Annotated in this window: 16 protein-coding genes; 8 read left to right on the top strand and 8 right to left on the bottom strand. The window is 57.8% G+C overall.

Features of this window, described 5'->3' with window-relative positions; translation table 11 throughout:
• Positions 1-208 precede the first annotated feature (208 nt).
• Genes hofQ through pilM form a run of 5 tightly spaced genes read right to left on the bottom strand, consistent with a single transcriptional unit; the run spans position 209 to position 3,479 of the window.
• The gene (gene hofQ, locus KGP25_RS22715; protein WP_223539647.1) at positions 209-1,447 is read right to left on the bottom strand and encodes a DNA uptake porin HofQ; all 1,239 of its coding nucleotides are present in this window, start codon (positions 1,445-1,447) and stop codon (positions 209-211) included.
• Positions 1,359-1,763, bottom strand: a complete 405-nt coding sequence (locus tag KGP25_RS22720; protein WP_223539648.1) for a HofP DNA utilization family protein — start codon at positions 1,761-1,763, stop codon at positions 1,359-1,361. Before KGP25_RS22720 ends, hofQ begins: the two co-directional genes overlap by 89 nt.
• Positions 1,753-2,208 (bottom strand): HofO, encoded by a 456-nt coding sequence (locus KGP25_RS22725; RefSeq protein ID WP_223539649.1) that lies wholly within the window; start codon positions 2,206-2,208, stop codon positions 1,753-1,755. Before KGP25_RS22725 ends, KGP25_RS22720 begins: the two co-directional genes overlap by 11 nt.
• Positions 2,209-2,211: 3 nt before the next feature.
• A complete protein-coding gene (locus tag KGP25_RS22730; RefSeq protein ID WP_111967810.1) occupies positions 2,212-2,706 on the bottom strand; it encodes a PilN domain-containing protein in 495 nt (164 codons plus the stop codon).
• Positions 2,703-3,479, bottom strand: a complete 777-nt coding sequence (gene pilM / locus KGP25_RS22735) for a pilus assembly protein PilM (RefSeq protein WP_063622741.1) — start codon at positions 3,477-3,479, stop codon at positions 2,703-2,705. The genes KGP25_RS22730 and pilM overlap by 4 nt, the downstream gene beginning before the upstream one ends.
• A gap of 120 nt (positions 3,480-3,599) precedes the next feature.
• Between pilM and mrcA the strand changes: the two genes are divergently transcribed.
• Positions 3,600-6,152 (top strand): peptidoglycan glycosyltransferase/peptidoglycan DD-transpeptidase MrcA, encoded by a 2,553-nt coding sequence (gene mrcA / locus KGP25_RS22740; protein ID WP_223539650.1) that lies wholly within the window; start codon positions 3,600-3,602, stop codon positions 6,150-6,152.
• A gap of 80 nt (positions 6,153-6,232) precedes the next feature.
• Here mrcA and nudE read toward each other — a convergent pair whose 3' ends face one another.
• Positions 6,233-6,793 (bottom strand): ADP compounds hydrolase NudE, encoded by a 561-nt coding sequence (nudE, locus tag KGP25_RS22745; RefSeq protein WP_008503041.1) that lies wholly within the window; start codon positions 6,791-6,793, stop codon positions 6,233-6,235.
• A gap of 324 nt (positions 6,794-7,117) precedes the next feature.
• Between nudE and KGP25_RS22750 the strand changes: the two genes are divergently transcribed.
• The 5 genes from KGP25_RS22750 to pckA all read left to right on the top strand — a co-directional run bounded on the left by KGP25_RS22750 (position 7,118) and on the right by pckA (position 13,284).
• Positions 7,118-9,253, top strand: coding sequence for an intracellular growth attenuator family protein (locus KGP25_RS22750; RefSeq protein ID WP_045909339.1), 2,136 nt, complete (start codon positions 7,118-7,120; stop codon positions 9,251-9,253).
• Between the two features lie 66 nt (positions 9,254-9,319).
• A complete protein-coding gene (gene yrfG, locus KGP25_RS22755) occupies positions 9,320-10,003 on the top strand; it encodes a GMP/IMP nucleotidase (protein ID WP_048027692.1) in 684 nt (227 codons plus the stop codon).
• Positions 10,000-10,401, top strand: a complete 402-nt coding sequence (gene hslR / locus KGP25_RS22760) for a ribosome-associated heat shock protein Hsp15 (protein ID WP_063622743.1) — start codon at positions 10,000-10,002, stop codon at positions 10,399-10,401. Before yrfG ends, hslR begins: the two co-directional genes overlap by 4 nt.
• 24 nt (positions 10,402-10,425) lie before the next feature.
• On the top strand, positions 10,426-11,304 hold the full coding sequence (gene hslO, locus KGP25_RS22765; RefSeq protein WP_023309492.1) for an Hsp33 family molecular chaperone HslO: 879 nt from the start codon (positions 10,426-10,428) through the stop codon (positions 11,302-11,304).
• Between the two features lie 360 nt (positions 11,305-11,664).
• Positions 11,665-13,284, top strand: a complete 1,620-nt coding sequence (gene pckA / locus KGP25_RS22770; protein ID WP_048226358.1) for a phosphoenolpyruvate carboxykinase (ATP) — start codon at positions 11,665-11,667, stop codon at positions 13,282-13,284.
• Between the two features lie 66 nt (positions 13,285-13,350).
• On the opposite strand, the gene envZ is transcribed toward pckA, so the two are convergent.
• Together envZ and ompR are read right to left on the bottom strand one after the other, a co-directional pair.
• Positions 13,351-14,697 (bottom strand): two-component system sensor histidine kinase EnvZ, encoded by a 1,347-nt coding sequence (gene envZ, locus KGP25_RS22775; RefSeq protein WP_008503047.1) that lies wholly within the window; start codon positions 14,695-14,697, stop codon positions 13,351-13,353.
• Entirely contained in the window at positions 14,694-15,413 is a 720-nt protein-coding gene (gene ompR, locus KGP25_RS22780) for a two-component system response regulator OmpR (RefSeq protein ID WP_001157751.1), read from the bottom strand. Before ompR ends, envZ begins: the two co-directional genes overlap by 4 nt.
• Positions 15,414-15,641: 228 nt before the next feature.
• Here ompR and greB point away from each other — a divergent pair, with 228 nt between their 5' ends.
• Both greB and KGP25_RS22790 read left to right on the top strand, forming a co-directional pair.
• Positions 15,642-16,115, top strand: coding sequence for a transcription elongation factor GreB (greB, locus tag KGP25_RS22785; RefSeq protein WP_008503048.1), 474 nt, complete (start codon positions 15,642-15,644; stop codon positions 16,113-16,115).
• 89 nt (positions 16,116-16,204) lie between these two features.
• Positions 16,205-18,535, top strand: a complete 2,331-nt coding sequence (locus KGP25_RS22790; RefSeq protein WP_223539651.1) for a Tex family protein — start codon at positions 16,205-16,207, stop codon at positions 18,533-18,535.
• The last annotated feature ends 147 nt before the right edge of the window (positions 18,536-18,682 follow it).

Consider the following 18,682-nt stretch of genomic DNA (forward strand, 5'->3'; position numbering starts at 1 on the left):
AACCTCATATGCAATAGAGCGAGAGTCAGACTAAAAATTATCTCAATACTCCGGCTTGTTTGGCAACTGATTAAATCACCGCGCCGGGCGCATAAGGTAATAAGACGTAAGTCCAACTCAAATCGGTACTCCTTGTATGCTAATTCATGCCCCACGTCAAACATCTGCAACAAACTGAATGCAAAATCATTGCGGGGATCGTTACCCGTCAGCGAATACCGACCAGACGTGGTGTAATAAACACCACTAATTCACGCCGTTCGTTGTCTTTCCCGTCATGACGAAAAAGCGACCCAATCCAGGGGATGCTTCCCAGACCGGGTACGCTGTCACTGCCGGTTTTGTTCTTCTGGGAAAAAATTCCGCCCAACGCCAGCGTTTCTCCACTTTTTACCTCCACCTGGGTTTCTATCTCCTGCTTGTCGATAGCCAGCGTTTCGCCATCGGCCTGCTGCAGAACCTGTCCCGGCATATTTTCGCTGATGTGTAGTTTCAGGCGCACGCGTCCCCCCTGTAAGACCACCGGTGTGACCTCCATTCCGAGTACCGCCTCTTTAAACTCAACGGAGGTGGCGCCGCTTTCCCCGCTTGAGACCTGATACGGAATTTCGCTGCCCTGCTTGATACTGGCCGGTTGCCCGTGCGAGGCCAGCAGCCGCGGGCTGGCGATGATATCGACCTGCTGTTTTTGCTCCAGCGCTGAGAGCTCCAGATCCAGCAGCCGACCATTGATCCTCCCGATATTAAAACCCACGTGGCTGGTGGCGCTGGCGACGGAAAGATCGCTGCCCAGCGTCGTGAGCTGTCCAACCTTGCCCGCGTCGGTCGCGTCGGCGAGATTCCACTTCACCCCAAGCTCACGCAGGCTTTTTTCGTTAATGGTCACAATATGCGCCGCCAGTTCGACCTGCTCGATGGGAATATCCATCTGGGCGGCCCAGCGCTGCAGCGCATCCACCGCAGCCTGGTTATCGCGGATCAGCAGGCGGTTGGTACGCGTGTCGACAGACAAACTCCCCTTTGGGCTCAGGAGTTTTTCCGCGGCTTTTTGCAGCTCCCCGGCATCGGCATAGGAAAAGGGAATGCCCTGAGTGACCAGCGGGGCATCAAGCTGTCGACGCGCCTGTTCCTGCTCTGAACGCTCCCGCTGCTCACGCTGCCAGGCCACGGTATGCACATAAAAAATGCCGCCTTCCTCGCGCAAGACGAGTCCGGCACTGGTGACAACCGTCCGTAGCGCCTGCCTCCAGGGGACGCGCGTCAGGTTTAGCGAAAGCGTGCCGCTGACATCAGGCGATACCACCAGATTACGGTTCTCCTGTGCGACCAGGGCCTGTAACACCTGAACCACAGGAACGTCATCCACCACCAGCGTGACCGGTTTTGGCTCGGCGGCCCACAGGGGATGGCTGAACGCCAGCAGCCACAGCATTATCCGTAAATTCATTTTTGTCCGTTCCTTCTCGTTGCCACGTCCATTTTCCCGGGTCACAGGTGTCACCCACATCAACTGCCAGCTCCGCTGCATTGATGGCTTTTATCCTCCAGCCTGCCGGGAAGCGCTCATGCGTTGTCAGCCGGTACCAGCGCTTTTGCCCATCCTGTAAAATGCCGATAGTCTCCTGCCCTTCCACCACGCCGCGAAAGTGCCACTGCGCCAGCTCGCCAATGGCGCAAGGATCGTCCGGGGGACGAAACGGATCGCGCATACCGGTTAATAGCAGCACTGAGCAAACCAGCAAAAATCGCGCGCTATTCCGCATGTTCCAGCTCCAGCTGCAGGCGTAACACCGAACCTTGTGGCGAAATCGTGAAAGCCGCGATCTGCACATCCTGCTGTGCCAGCCGGGAAAAAAGCTCCGGAATGGCCTGCCACTCCGCATCCAGCGCCAGCTCCCCTCCATTTTGCAGCGGCTTCCAGTGAACCAGCGTCGTGTTATCGCCCTGAAAATTGAGCGGGGAGAACGGCGTCAGCGCCCGTGCTTTTACAGCGTCCGGACGAAACGGAACCTTTCTGACGGCAGGCCATAACGCCGCGTTCGTCCTCACATCTTCAATCAGCTGGCGTTGTTGTTCAGCACACTGCTTGTCTACCGGTCTGAGCAACGCCACCCACGCGACCAGTCCTGCAAGGAGACTCCCCAGGCACCAGCAGAGTACCCGATGCCGGGAACGGCTTTCGCACCAGCGTTCTACCAAGGTATCCACGCGTTACTCCTCGCTTTTGAGATGAAGCGTAAACAGCCAGTGCCCCCGGCTATCCTGCCGAAGCTCGCCCGCTGTCCCGGACGTAAAGCCCGCGAGTTGTCCCAGCCCATCGCGCAGGGCAGAGAGGGCCGGCAGGGTGATGGCATAACCGGTCAATATCAGCGCAGGCGGCTGATAGCGCAGCTCTGTCAGCCAGACCTGTGCCGGAATGGCGCTGGAAAGGGAGGACAGCACCGGTTGCCATGCGCGTCGTTGCAGGGTCTGCACGGGCATTTGCGCCTGTGCGGTCAGTCTTTGTCGGGCGACAAGCGCGTGCTGCACGGACTGCATTCCCGTCAGATCCGTTTGCAGCGCGCGCAGCCTCACGAGATGGTTCATCCGCAGACAGAAACAGACCACGAACAGCAACAGCACTGTGCCGACACACATTGCGCCCCAGAAACGCAGGCATCGCGTGCGCCGCTGCTGTCGCCAGGGCAAAAAGTTCAGGATGCTCATTCGGGCACCTCGCTCATGGCCAACGCCAGCGCAACGGTATAATCAGCGCCGCATTCCGGCAGCGGAGCCTGGCAGCGCGCCAGGATTTCCCACGGATCACGTTGGCGATCAAACAGCGCGATGTCATTTGGCTCCAGAGCCAGCAGCGCCGCCAGCGCGGCCACGTTTTCTGCTTCGGTAGTTAAGCGGCGTCCCCACTGGTGGCGCATCGCCCAGAGCCACTGCCGATCGTCCCGCCAGGCGACACACTGCGCCGGTGCCAGCGCAGGAAGAAGATTCGTCAGCGCGCTGGCATCCGGGGTAATGGTCTCCAGCCGCAAACGCAGCGTTTTCGCCAGCGCCAGAAGGGTGTCGACCTCGTTGTTTTGTGCGGCCGTCACGTGAAAGGTATTGCTGAAAGTATCCTGCGCGTAATCGAAACAGAGCGTATCGACAGACATCTCCAGTTCGCGGGCGAGCGCGGCGCCAAGCCATGAAAGCTGCTCGCTGTCGCGCAGCGCAACGGTTGGACGGGGAAGTGACCGCTGCAGGGTGCGTGCTGCCGGAAAAGAGAGGAACACCCGATGGGCGTGCGGCAGCGTTTTTCGCCAGTCGCGTAACGCATCAACCAGCTGTTCTGGCTGACAAATTTTGCCGTCACGAATGATGTCTTCGGCCAGCGGGATTGCCCACCAGCGCCGCAGGTGCCAGCCGGACTTCTCCCGGGCCAGCGCCACGATCAGCACCCTATCCTGTTGAATATGAACGCCCGTTTGCCATGTTTTGAAGGCCATGCTTCACGATCTCCTTATCGCCCGTCGCCCTGACGGCTATATCAATGAATCAGGCTTGCCTTTATACTACCGCGCGATTGTTTAGAAACTGCCCAAGTGAAACCAAATGGGAAATCTCCGGTGAAGTTCGTAAAGTATTTATTCATCCTTGCAGTCTGTTGCATTCTGCTGGGAGCAGGCTCGATTTACGGTTTGTACAAATATATTGAGCCACAGCTACCTGATGTCGCCACGCTTCGCGATGTGCGTCTCCAGATCCCGATGCAGGTCTATAGCGCCGATGGCGAGCTCATGGCGCAGTATGGCGAGAAGCGTCGTATTCCGCTGACCTTAAACCAAATCCCCCCCGTGATGGTGAAAGCCTTTATCGCCACGGAGGACAGCCGTTTTTACGAGCACCACGGTGTCGATCCGGTAGGGATTTTCCGTGCCGCGAGCATTGCGCTGTTCTCAGGTCACGCCTCTCAGGGGGCGAGCACCATTACGCAGCAGCTGGCGCGTAACTTCTTCCTCAGCCCTGAAAAGACGCTGACCCGTAAGATCAAAGAGGTGTTCCTTGCGATCCGTATTGAGCAGCTGCTGAGCAAAGACGAGATCCTTGAGCTGTACCTCAACAAAATCTACCTGGGCTACCGTGCCTATGGCGTGGGGGCGGCCGCGCAGGTGTACTTCGGTAAGCCTGTTGAGCAACTCACCTTAAGCGAAATGGCCACCATCGCCGGTTTGCCAAAAGCGCCGTCCACGTTTAACCCGCTCTACTCGCTCGACCGCGCCACTGCCCGTCGTAACGTCGTCCTGTCACGTATGCTGAGCGAAGGCTATATCAGCCAGAGCGAGTATGACCAGGCGCGCAACGACGTCATTGACGCTAACTACCACGCCCCGGAGATCGCCTTCTCTGCGCCTTACCTGACCGAAATGGTTCGCCAGGAGATGGTGAATCGCTATGGCGACAAGGCCTATGAAGATGGCTATCGCGTGTACACCACCGTCACCCGTAAAGTGCAGCAGGCGGCGCAGGAAGCGGTACGCAACAACGTGATGGACTACGATATGCGTCACGGCTATCGCGGCCCGTCCAACGTGCTCTGGAAGGTGGGCGAAAGCGCGTGGGACAGCAAAAAAATCACCAGTACGCTGAGAGCGCTGCCTACCTACGGTCCGCTCCTTCCTGCGGTGGTGACGCAAGCCGATCCTCAGGAAGCCGTTGCAACGCTCGCGGACGGTACGTCCGTCTCCCTGCGCATGGACGGTATCCGTTGGGCGCGTCCGTACCGCTCGGATACCCTGCAGGGCGCCACGCCGCGTAAAGTGACCGATGCGGTACAGACCGGGCAGCAAATCTGGGTGCGCAAGGTCGGCGAATCCTGGTGGCTGGCGCAGGTGCCGGACGTCAACTCGGCCCTGGTTTCTATCAATCCGCAGAACGGCGCTGTACTGGCCCTGGTCGGCGGGTTCGATTTCAACCAGAGCAAATTTAACCGCGCCACCCAGGCGCTGCGTCAGGTCGGTTCCAATATCAAACCGTTCCTCTACACGGCCGCGATGGATAAGGGGCTGACCCTCGCCAGCATCCTCAACGACGTGCCAATCTCCCGCTGGGATGCGGGTGCGGGTTCCGACTGGCAGCCGAAGAACTCCCCTGCGGAGTATGCCGGCCCGATTCGCCTTCGTCAGGGTCTGGGACAGTCGAAAAACGTGGTGATGGTGCGTGCCATGCGCGCGATGGGCGTCGACTATGCCGCAGAGTATCTGCAGCGCTTCGGTTTCCCGGCGCAGAACATCGTTCGCACCGAGTCGCTGGCGTTAGGCTCAGCCTCCTTTACGCCGCTTCAGGTCGCGCGCGGATACTCGGTGATGGCCAACGGCGGCTTCCTGATTGACCCGTACTTCATCAGCAAGATCGAGAACGATCAGGGCGGCGTGCTGTTCGAGGCGAAGCCGAAAATTGCCTGCCCTGACTGCGATATTCCGGTCATTTATGGCAATACGCCGAAATCCGAGGTGCTTGAGAATAAGGACATGGAAGATCCTGCCGTGTCGCAGGAGCAGCAGAACGGCGTGGTGCCGCAGCCGCAGCTCGAGCAGGCGAACCAGGTGCTGGTCGCGCAGACCTGCGCGCAGGAGTACGCCCCGCATGTGATCAACACGCCGCTGTCGTTCCTGATCAAGAGCGCGCTGAACACCAATATCTTCGGTGAGCCAGGCTGGCAGGGTACCGGCTGGCGCGCAGGGCGCGATCTGCAGCGCCATGATATCGGCGGTAAAACGGGGACAACCAACAGCTCGAAAGACGCGTGGTTCTCCGGTTACGGTCCCGGCGTAGTGACCTCGGTCTGGATCGGCTTCGACGATCACCGCCGCGATTTAGGACGTACCACGGCATCCGGCGCGATTAAAGATCAGATTTCCGGCTACGAAGGCGGCGCGAAGAGCGCGCAACCGGCCTGGGACGCCTACATGAAGTCCGTTCTTGAAGGCGTGCCGGAGCAGCCGCTGACGCCGCCGCCGGGCGTGGTGACGGTCAATATCGACCGCAGCACGGGCCAGCTCGCCAACGGCGGTAACAGTCGCGAAGAGTATTTCATTGAGGGCACGCAGCCAACCACACAGGCGGTGCACGAGGTGGGTACAGAGATTATCGATAACGGCGAAACGCACGAGCTGTTCTAAAAATAAAAATGCCCGGTAAAAACCGGGCAAAGCATCGTAGGCCGGGTAAGGCGAAGCCCCCACCCGGCTTTTTTTATGGCCTACAGTCGCCCCTGCCCCTTCAACCACTCCCGTACCAGGAACAGCGCGCTCACGTTGCGAGCCTCATTAAAGTCAGGGTCTTCCAGCAGATCCATCAGGTGCGCCAGCGGCCAGCGAACCTGCGGCAGCGGCTCCGGCTCATCCCCTTCCAGCGATTCAGGATAGAGATCTTCCGCCACCACGATATTCATTTTGCTGGAAAAATAGGACGGCGCCATGCTCAGTTTTTTCAGGAATGAAAGCTCATTCGCCCCGAAGCCCACCTCTTCTTTCAGCTCGCGGTTGGCCGCTTCAAAGACGGTTTCACCCGGGTCAATAAGCCCTTTCGAGAACCCAAGCTCGTAAGATTCCGTTCCCACCGCGTATTCGCGGATCAAAATCAGATGATCGTCGACAATCGGCACAATCATCACCGCTTCGCGCGACGAGGGGCGCATACGTTCATAAACGCGACGCACACCGTTGCTGAACTCCAGATCCACACTTTCGACATTAAACAGGCGCGATTTGGCGACAGTTTCAACATTCAGAATGGTGGGTTTTTGTAGTGGTTTGCTCATCTTGATGGGTCTTAGCAGTGAGAACTGGGGTTATTGTGCGATACGCCGCACGGTTTCGGCAATGTCAATTGTTCTTTATTTACATTTATGCAACGTATTTGGGATCAATCCTCAATTCAAAACAAATGTCAAGAGGTTGAAATGTTTCCAGGAATTTGCTGATATCACGCCATAACAGGCTTTGCTATCATCACCGGTCACTGGGATGCGCTTCAGAATGCTCAAGTTCGACTCCATACTTGCCGATAGCCAACCACAGACACTCATTCAATGTAAAGGTGCTACTGACTACACCTGTAAGAAGATAAGTAAGATGGGGAAAGCATGAGCACCATTTTGATTGTTCTCGCTGCTATGCTGGCCGGCGCATTGGTTGCAGGGTGGTTGTACAGGCGTCGCGTACAGCGACGTTATCGTCTGCCCTTTTTAAATGCATTTGCGGGCGCGACCACGCGTAAACTCACGCAAGAAGAGCGCGATGCAGTTGAAAACTATCTCGAAATCCTGAACCGTTCTCAGCTCACGCCTGGGCCAACGGGAGCCACCACTGCGCCCGTCGCGCTAAAGCTTAATGCGCAAAGTGACACCGTGCTCTGCGTGACGCGTTCCATCACGCGCTACGGCATTACCACTGATGACCCCAACAAATGGCGCTATTACCTGGATTCCGTCGAAGTGCATCTGCCTCCGTCATGGGAGCAATACATTAATGACGAAAACAGCGTTGAGCTGATTCACACCGATTCGTTGCCTCTGGTTATCTCGCTTAACGGCCACACGCTGAATGAATATCTTCAGGAAGCCCCGCGTTTTGCGCTGGAACGCGCCAGTTCAACGCAGGCCTCCATTCGTGGCGAAGAGACAGAGCAGATTGAACTGCTGAACATTCGCCAGGAAACCCATGAAGAGTACGCCCTGAGCCGACCGGACGGTATTCGTGAAGCTCTGCTGATCGTCGCCGCTTTCCTGCTCTTTTTTATCTGCCTGCTGACGCCGGATGTGTTTGTCCCCTGGCTGGCGGGCGGTGCGGTGCTGCTGCTGGCGGGCGGACTTTGGGGGCTCTTTGCTCCACCGGCCAAAACCTCGTTGCGCGAGATCCACTGCCTGCGTGGTACGCCAAAGCGCTGGGGTCTGTTCGGTGAAAACGATCAGGAACACCTCAACAATATTTCGCTCGGAATTATTGACCTGATCTACCCGCGCCACTGGCAACCGTGGATTGCGCAGGACCTGGGCCAGAAAACCGATATTGATATCTACCTTGACCGCCACGTTGTGCGTCAGGGGCGCTTCTTATCCCTGCATGATGAAGTGAAAAATTTCCCGCTTCAGCACTGGCTTCGCAGCACGGTCATTGCCGGAGGCGCGGCGCTGGTCTTAGTCATGCTGCTGCTCTTTGTGCCGCTGGATATGCCCATCAAATTTACCCTGTCGTGGATCAAAGGGGCGCAAACCATTGAAGCGACCAGCGTCAACAAGCTGGATGAAGCCGGTGTCCGCGTGGGGGACACGCTGCGCCTGAAGGGAACCGGGATGTGTAATATTCACACGCCGGGGGCGTGGAACACGCGCCAGAACTCACCGTTCATGCCGTTTGATTGCTCGCAAATTATCTGGAACGACGCACCGCCGCTGCCGCTGCCGGAATCCGAAGTGGTGAATAAAGCCACGGCCCTTACCCAGACGGTTAACCGCCAGCTGCACCCGAAACCGGACGATGATTCGCGCGTCAGCCCCGCGCTGCGCTCGGCCATTCAAAAATCAGGCATGGTTCTGCTGGATGATTTTGGTGACATCGTTCTGAAAACGCAGGATCTCTGTTCTTCGCAGGATGAGTGCATACGTCTTAAAAATGCCCTGGTAAACCTGGGGAACAGTAAAGACTGGGACTCGCTGGTGAAACGCGCCGAAGCGGGACGGCTGGATGGCGTCAACGTGCTGCTGCGTCCGGTGAGCGCTGAATCGCTGGATAACCTGGTCGCCACTTCCACGTCGCCGTTCATGATGCGCGAGACCACCCGAGCGGCTCAGGCGCTGAACAGCCCGGCACCGGGCGGGTTTGTGATTGTTAGCGATGAGGGCAGCGACCTGGTCGATCAGCCTTACCCGCAGGTTGCGCTTTACGACTACCCGGCGCAGGAGCAGTGGAGCCAATTCCAGCGCCTGGCGCAGATGCTGATGCAAACGCCGTTCAGTGCCGAAGGGATCGTCACAAGCCTCTACACCGACGCCAACGGCACTCGCCATATCGGCCTGCACCGTATGCCGGATAGCGCAGGGCTATGGCGTTACATCGGCACCTCTCTGCTGATGACAGCAATGCTGATCGCCATTTTCTGGAACGGCTTTATGGCCCTGCGCCGCTACCAGCGCTCGCGCACCCGGCTTGCCGAGATCCAGCAATATTACGAAAACTGCCTCAATCCTAAGCTGATCCCCTCCTCTGAGAGCCTGATCTGATAACGTCGTTGCGCGACAAGATGTGCTACCCTGTCGCGCACGTTTCTTCTGGCTGGAGTTCCCCTTATGCATCTTGATATCGCCTGGCAGGAGGTTGATACCGTTCTGCTGGATATGGACGGCACGCTGCTCGATCTCGCCTTTGATAACTATTTCTGGCAAACGCTGGTTCCAGAAACCTATGGCGAGCAGCAGGGGATCTCCCCGGCAGAAGCGCAGGCATTCATTCGTTCGCAATATAGTGCCGTGCAACATACGCTAAACTGGTACTGTCTTGACTACTGGAGCGAGCGCCTCGGTCTGGATATTTGTGCCATGACCACCGCCCAGGGTCCACGCGCCGTGCTGCGCGAGGATACGGTTCCGTTCCTGGACGCGCTGAAAGCAAGCGGCAAGCGCCGCATTTTGCTGACCAACGCGCATCCCCATAACCTGGCCGTGAAGCTGGAGCATACGGGTCTGGCATCACACCTTGATTTATTACTTTCCACCCACACATTTGGTTATCCGAAAGAGGATCAGCGGTTGTGGCATGCGGTGAAGGAAGAGACGGGTTTGCAGCCGGAACGCACGCTGTTCATTGATGACAGCGAACCCATTCTGGATTCCGCGGCTAAGTTTGGCATTCGCTATTGTCTGGGCGTCACCAATCCTGACTCTGGCCTGGCTGAAAAAAGCTATCTACGCCATCCGGGACTGAACGACTATCGCCAGATGATCCCCTCACTGACCGTGAAGGAGAGGCCATGAAAGAAAAACCCTCTGACGGGGTAAGACTGGATAAATGGCTGTGGGCGGCGCGTTTTTATAAGACGCGCGCCCTTGCCCGCGAGATGATTGACGGCGGAAAAGTGCATTACAACGGCCAGCGCAGCAAACCAAGCAAGCTGGTTGAGCTGAATGCCACCTTAACGCTGCGTCAGGGCAACGATGAACGTACGGTAGTGATTAAAGCCATTACCGAACAACGACGGCCGGCAGCCGAAGCCGTACTGCTTTATGAAGAGACGGCGGAAAGCATAGAAAAGCGCGAGAAGACCGCGCTGGCGCGCAAAATGAATGCGCTGACCATGCCCCACCCGGACCGGCGACCGGACAAAAAAGAGCGCCGCGATCTGATGAAATTTAAACACGGTGAGACCGAGTAACCCTCACCTGCACGAGAGACTATTATGGCCCAACACGACCAATTACACCGCTATCTGTTTGAACAATTCGCCGTGCGCGGCGAGCTGGTCACCGTATCCGAAACCTGGAAACAGATTCTGGAAAACCACAACTACCCGCTGCCGGTGAAGACCCTGTTGGGCGAACTGCTGGTTGCCACCAGCCTGCTCACGGCGACGCTGAAATTTGCCGGTGATATCACCGTGCAGCTGCAGGGTGACGGCCCGATGACGCTGGCGGTCATCAACGGCAATAACCAGCAGCAGATGCGCGGCGTGGCGCGCGTTCAGGGCGACGTGCCTGAGAATGCTGACCTCAAAACGCTGGTGGGTAATGGCTACCTGGTGATCACCATCTCCCCAGAGGAAGGTGAGCGCTATCAGGGCGTGGTGGGTCTGGAAGGCGATACCCTCGCAGCCTGCCTGGAAGATTACTTCATGCGTTCTGAACAGTTGCCAACGCGCCTGTTCATCCGCACCGGTGAAGTAGACGGCCAGCCTGCTGCTGGCGGGATGCTGCTGCAGGTTCTGCCTGCGCAGGACGCGCAGACCAATGATTTTGAGCACCTGGCGACGCTGACCGAAACCATCAAAGCGGAAGAGCTGTTCAATCTGTCGGCGACCGACGTGTTGTGGCGTCTGTACCACGAAGAAGAAGTGACCGTTTACGACCCGCAGTCTGTGGAGTTTAAGTGCACCTGCTCCCGCGAGCGCTGCGCTGGCGCACTGAAAACCCTGCCGGATGAAGAGATCGACAGCATCATGGCGGAAGACGGCGAAATTGATATGCACTGTGACTACTGCGGTACGCACTATGTGTTCAATTCGATGGATATCGCGGAGATCCGCAATAACGCCTCCCCGGCGGATCCGCAGGTTCACTAAACCTCTCTTCCCCTCACCTTAACCTTCTCCCCAAAGGGGAGAGGGCTGGGCTGAGGGGCAAAAAACTCCACCCAAGCTGAATCGTTTTCCCAATGTAACTCTTACGTAATTTTCTTACGTGTATGCGATTACATTCACATTCTTTCCGATAAAATCACCAGCCTTTAACCTTTTCGGAACATTTTCCCCAACCAAAAAGCGATTCCTGCGATAATCCGCCTGCGCTGTGACTGGAGTTGCAGCGTTTTCCGTTAGTAAGGGTTTTGTCCAGATGCGTGAATCTATGAGCCCCGTCGCGGTAAACAACCTCAGAAAAACCCTACAATTTCAGGCAGTACATATTGGCTAAGGAGCAGTGATATGCGTGTTACTGGTTTAACCCCGCAAGATCTCAAGGCTTATGGTATTCACGACGTCCAGGAAGTCGTCTACAACCCCGACTACGATACGCTGTATCAGGAAGAGCTCAATCCAGCACTGGAAGGATACGAGCGCGGTGTGTTGACGAATCTTGGTGCTATCGCCGTCGATACCGGTATCTTTACCGGTCGTTCGCCGAAAGATAAGTATATCGTCCGAGACGAAACCACCCGCGATACGCTGTGGTGGGCTGACAAGGGCAAAGGGAAGAACGACAACAAACCGCTCTCTCCGGAAACCTGGCAGCACCTGAAAGGGCTCGTCACCCATCAACTTTCCGGCAAGCGTTTGTTTATTGTCGACGCTTTCTGCGGCGCTAACGCCGACACCCGTCTCTCCGTACGTTTTATCACCGAAGTGGCCTGGCAGGCGCATTTCGTGAAAAACATGTTTATCCGTCCAACCGACGAAGAGCTGCAGAACTTCACCCCTGATTTCATCGTGATGAACGGCGCGAAATGCACCAACCCACAGTGGAAAGAGCAGGGTCTGAACTCCGAAAACTTTATTGCCTTCAACCTGACCGAGCGTATCCAGCTGATCGGCGGTACCTGGTACGGCGGCGAAATGAAGAAAGGGATGTTCTCGGTCATGAACTACCTGCTGCCGCTGCGGGGCATCGCCTCCATGCACTGCTCGGCTAACGTCGGTGAAAAAGGCGACGTGGCGGTCTTCTTCGGCCTTTCCGGCACCGGGAAAACCACCCTGTCTACCGATCCAAAACGTCGTCTGATTGGTGATGACGAACACGGCTGGGATGACGACGGCGTATTCAACTTTGAAGGCGGCTGCTACGCGAAGACCATTCGCCTGTCTGAAGAGGCCGAGCCGGATATCTTCCACGCGATCCGTCGCGATGCGCTGCTGGAAAACGTCACCGTGCGTGCCGACGGCTCCATCGACTTCGACGATGCGTCGAAAACGGAAAACACCCGTGTCTCTTATCCGATCTACCACATCGACAATATCGTGAAGCCGGTGTCAAAAGCGGGTCATGCCACGAAGGTTATTTTCCTGACGGCGGATGCGTTCGGCGTGCTGCCTCCGGTGTCTCGCCTGACGGCCAGCCAGACGCAGTATCACTTCCTCTCCGGTTTCACCGCCAAGCTGGCGGGTACCGAGCGCGGCGTGACGGAGCCAACCCCAACCTTCTCCGCCTGCTTCGGCGCAGCCTTCCTGTCGCTGCACCCGACGCAGTACGCTGAAGTGCTGGTGAAACGCATGCAGGCATCCGGTGCGCAGGCATACCTGGTGAACACCGGCTGGAACGGCACCGGCAAACGTATCTCCATCAAAGATACCCGCGCCATTATCGACGCCATTCTGGATGGTTCTCTGGACGACGCCGAAACCTTCACGCTGCCGATGTTTGACCTGGCGATCCCAACGTCGCTGCCGGGTGTGGATACGCATATCCTCGACCCGCGCAATACGTACGGTTCGCCGGAGCAGTGGCGTGAGAAAGCGGAATCGCTGGCGAAGCTGTTTATCGAGAACTTCGAGAAGTACACCGATACCCCGGCGGGTGCTGCGCTGGTGAGTGCGGGTCCGAAGTTGTAGTCCATGTCGGGTGGCGGCTTCGCCTTACCCGACCTGTAAAAAAGGGTGGCTCGTGCCACCCTTTTTTCAACTCTCTTTCACCTGCCCTCGCGTCACCGGAACCGGCAACCAGGCGCGAATGCTCAACCCACCCCGCTCGCTGGTACCAATCTCCAGCAGTCCGTTATGGTTATCCACAATACGCTGCACAATCGCCAGGCCTAAGCCCGTACCGCTGGTGCTGCGCGCGCTGTCGCCGCGCACAAACGGCTGGAACAGATGCTTACGCTGCTCGGGCTTGATGCCCGGACCGTCGTCTTCCACCTGGAACCAGGCGCGGTTGAGCTCAGACCCGCTGCTGACCTTAATCCAGCCGTTGCCGTAGCGCGCCGCGTTAACCACCATGTTGGCCACCGCGCGCTTAATGGAGAGCGGGTGCATGCGTACCTGGATCTCGCCCGCCTGAAGGTCGGTATCAATCTCGCGCTCGTAGCCGCTTTCCGCTGCCACCACTTCGCCCAGCACCGCGTTCAGATCCGCCATCTCCATCGGCATCTCCTGACCGGTGCGCAGGTAGTCGATGAACTGCTCGATGATGGCGTTGCACTCTTCGATATCCTTGTTGATGGACTCGGCAAGATAACCGTCCTCTTCTCCCATCATCTCCGTCGCCAGACGGATACGCGTCAGGGGGGTGCGCAGGTCATGGCTCACGCCCGCCATCAGCAGCGTACGGTCATCCGCCAGCTGCTTCACGCCTGCCGCCATATGGTTAAACGCACGCGTCACCGAGCGGACTTCCGAGGCGCCATACTCGCGCAGCGGAGGAGGAATAATGCCTTTACCGACCTGCAGCGCAGCATGCTCCAGGTCGACCAGCGGTCGGTTCTGTATACGGATAAACAGCCAGGCCCCGCCTATCGCCAGCAGCATGATCGCCAGGGTATAGCGGAACAGCGGCGAGAAATCGCCCTGATGGATTTCGGTCAGCGGGACGCGCACCCAGATGTTGGGTGACAGCCAGGTTTTCAGCCAGACGACGGGCGAGCTTTTGTTGACCTCAACGCGCACTTCCGTCGGGCCACCCAGCTGTTGCGCCATCTGCTGGCTGAGGAATTCATAGTGCTGCGCCCAGCGCAGGCCCGCGTCTTCCGCCGCTTCATTCGAGTAGAGCGAGATGCCCAGTTCACGGTAGATTTCACGACGAAACGCCGGGGGAACGACGAGCTGCGTGCCGTCCTCCAGCTGCAGCTTATCGGTCATCAGCATACGCACTTCGTAGGCCAGGACCTTATTGAACTGCTGGAGACTCGGCAGGATCGCAAAGTTCAACACCACCAGGTAGGTCGTCACCAGGCTGACGAACAGCAGGGTGACGATCAGTAACAGGGTGCGGGCAAACGAGCTTCGCGGCGAGAAGCGCATTCGCCTCATGCTTTAGAGCCGTCCGGGACGAACACGTAGCCCAGACCCCATACGGTCTGAATATAACGAGGATGCGCCGGATCTTCTTCTACCATGCGGCGCAGGCGGGAGATCTGCACGTCGATAGAGCGTTCCATTGCGGAGTATTCGCGACCGCGCGCCAGGTTCATGAGCTTGTCACGGGAAAGCGGTTCACGCGGGTGGCTGACCAGCGCTTTCAGGACCGCAAACTCGCCGCTGGTGAGCGGCATCGGCTCGTCTTCACGGAACATTTCGCGCGTGCCGAGGTTCAGCTTGAACTTGCCGAAGGCAATAACGGCTTCTTCCTGCGACGGCGCGCCCGGCAGTTCGTTCGCCTGACGACGCAGTACGGCGCGAATGCGCGCCAGCAGTTCACGCGGGTTAAACGGTTTTGGAATATAGTCGTCGGCGCCGATTTCGAGGCCCACGATACGGTCAACTTCTTCGCCCTTCGCCGTCACCATGATGATCGGCATCGGGTTGCTCTGGCTGCGCAGACGGCGGCAGATAGAAAGCCCATCTTCGCCAGGCAGCATCAGGTCGAGAACCATCAGATGGAAAGATTCACGGGTCAGCAGACGGTCCATCTGCTCAGCGTTCGCGACGCTACGAACCTGGAAGCCCTGCTCGGTCAGATAACGTTCCAGCAGCGCACGCAGGCGCATGTCGTCATCCACGACCAGAATTTTGTAGTTTTCTTGCATTGTGTGTACTCCCAAAGGTTCGGATAGTCTTTGTAACAGCGTATTCTAAAAAAGTGCACGTATTCGACCAGTTAATTCTGGTATAAATTCTAGTCGAAATTGTTACAAAGCATATTTAACAGCAGCTTATCTGTTCATTTCATCACATAAATCATTATTAATCCTGTCTGTTACACTGTGTGGTACGTATTGTGCGCAAAACAGAGAACCGGCAGCAAAGGCAGCACCATGAAAACGCCCCTGATCACCCGCGAAGGGTACGAGAAACTTAAAAAAGAGATGGATTTCCTCTGGCGCGAAGAGCGTCCTGAGGTAACCAAAAAGGTGACCTGGGCCGCGAGCCTGGGCGATCGCAGCGAAAACGCTGACTACCAGTACAACAAGAAGCGGCTGCGCGAAATTGACCGCCGGGTACGCTATCTGACGAAATGCCTCGAAAATCTAAAAATTGTCGATTACTCCCCGCAGCAGGAGGGCAAAGTGTTCTTCGGCGCGTGGGTGGAGATTGAAAACGACGACGGTGACACCCTGCGCTTTCGCATTGTCGGCTACGATGAAATTTTTGGTCGTAAGGATTACATCTCCATCGACTCGCCGATGGCCCGCGCGCTGCTGAAAAAGGAGGTGGGCGATCTGGCCGTCGTGCAGACCCCAGCCGGTGAAGCCAGCTGGTACGTTAATGAGATCGTCTACGTAAAATAGTCCGAGAGCGCCCTCCCCGGCTGGCATTTTGCCGTGTCAGCCCGTATAACTATCCCCTGATTTTTTTCGACTCAACAGATGATAAAGCCATGATGAAAGATTCGCTCTGCCGCATTATTGCGGGTGAACTTCAGGCCAGAGCCGAACAGGTAGAAGCTGCCGTTCGCCTGCTTGATGAAGGGAACACCGTGCCGTTTATTGCACGCTATCGTAAGGAAGTCACCGGCGGTCTGGATGACACGCAGCTGCGTAACCTGGAAACCCGTCTCGGTTATCTGCGCGAACTGGAAGAACGTCGTCAGGCGATCCTCAAATCCATCGGCGAACAGGGCAAGCTGACCAGCGAACTGGAAAGCGCCATCAATGGCACCCTGAGCAAAACCGAACTCGAAGACCTCTATCTGCCGTACAAGCCGAAGCGCCGCACGCGCGGACAGATTGCGATTGAAGCGGGCCTTGAGCCGCTGGCCGACCTGCTGTGGAACGAACCGTCCCACGATCCGGATACCGAAGCGGCGAAATTCATCGACGCCGACAAAGGCGTAGCGGACACCAAGGCCGCCCTCGACGGCGCGCGCTATATTCTGATGGAGCGCTTCGCCGAAGACGCTGCCCTGCTCGCCAAAGTGCGTGATTACCTGTGGAAGAACGCCCACATCGTCTCTAACGTCGTCGCGGGTAAAGAGGAAGAAGGCGCGAAATTCCGCGACTACTTCGATCACCACGAACCGATTTCCACCACCCCTTCCCACCGCGCGCTGGCAATGTTCCGCGGCCGCAACGAAGGCGTGCTGCAACTCTCCCTGAACGCCGACCCGCAGTTTGACGAGCCGCCGAAAGAGAGCCACTGCGAGCAGATCATCATCGACCATCTCGGCCTGCGCCTGAACAACGCCCCGGCTGATAGCTGGCGTAAAGGCGTGGTGAGCTGGACCTGGCGCATCAAGGTGCTGATGCACCTCGAAACCGAGCTGATGGGCACCGTGCGCGAACGTGCTGAAGATGAAGCGATTAACGTCTTCGCCCGCAACCTGCACGACCTGCTGATGGCCGCCCCTGCTGGCCTGCGCGCGACCATGGGTCTCGATCCGGGTCTGCGTACCGGTGTAAAAGTCGCTGTCGTTGACGGCACCGGCAAGCTGGTCGCCACCGACACCATCTATCCGCACACCGGCCAGGCAGCGAAAGCGGCCGTCGTGGTGGCGGCGCTGTGCGAAAAATACAACGTCGAGCTGGTCGCCATCGGCAACGGTACGGCGTCCCGCGAAACCGAGCGTTTCTATCTCGACGTGCAGAAGCAGTTCCCGAAAGTGACGGCACAGAAAGTGATCGTCAGTGAGGCCGGGGCATCCGTCTACTCCGCGTCCGAGCTGGCGGCACAGGAGTTCCCTGACCTGGACGTTTCCCTGCGCGGCGCGGTCTCGATCGCTCGCCGTCTGCAGGATCCGCTGGCGGAACTGGTGAAGATCGATCCGAAATCGATCGGCGTGGGCCAGTATCAGCACGACGTGAGCCAGACTCAGCTGGCGCGCAAGCTGGATGCGGTCGTGGAAGACTGCGTAAACGCCGTTGGCGTTGATCTGAACACCGCCTCCGTTCCTCTGCTGACCCGCGTGGCGGGCTTAACCCGCATGATGGCGCAGAACATCGTCGCCTGGCGCGACGAGAACGGCCAGTTCCAGAACCGTCAGCAGCTGCTGAAGGTAAGCCGTCTGGGGCCAAAAGCGTTTGAGCAGTGCGCGGGCTTCCTGCGCATCAACCACGGCGATAACCCGCTCGATGCCTCCACCGTTCACCCGGAAGCGTATCCGGTGGTGGAACGCATCCTGGCCGCTACCCAGCAGGCGCTGAAAGATCTCATGGGCGACAGCAGCGCCCTGCGCAACCTGAAAGCCGTCGATTTCACCGACGACAAATTTGGTGTGCCAACCGTTACCGACATTATCAAAGAGCTGGAAAAACCGGGCCGCGATCCGCGTCCTGAGTTCAAAACCGCGACCTTTGCTGACGGTATCGAGACCATGAACGACCTGCTGCCAGGCATGGTGCTGGAAGGTGCGGTGACTAACGTCACCAACTTTGGCGCGTTCGTGGATATCGGCGTGCATCAGGATGGCCTGGTCCATATCTCATCCCTTGCCGACAAGTTCGTTGAAGACCCGCACACCGTGGTCAAAGCGGGCGACATCGTGAAGGTCAAAGTGCTGGAAGTGGACCTGCAGCGCAAGCGTATCGCGCTCACCATGCGTCTGGACGAGCAGCCGGGTGACACCAACGCGCGCCGCGGCGGCAACGGTGGGGGCCGCGAGCAGCAGCGTCCGGCCGCGAAAGCGGCAAAACCGCGTGGACGTGATGCCCAGCCTGCAGGCAACAGCGCGATGATGGATGCGCTGGCGGCCGCGATGGGTAAAAAACGCTAAGGTCATAAATGCCCGGTGGCGCTGCGCTTACCGGGCCTACGGTTTTGTAGGCCGGGCAAACGCAGTGCCGCCCGGCAAGCAGGCCGCAGGAAATTAAAATAAATAGTGTGTAGCCATATTTAAACCGCGAATTATCACCCCGTTAAC

Source organism: Enterobacter sp. JBIWA003, from assembly GCF_019968825.1.
GTDB lineage: Bacteria > Pseudomonadota > Gammaproteobacteria > Enterobacterales > Enterobacteriaceae > Enterobacter > Enterobacter quasiroggenkampii.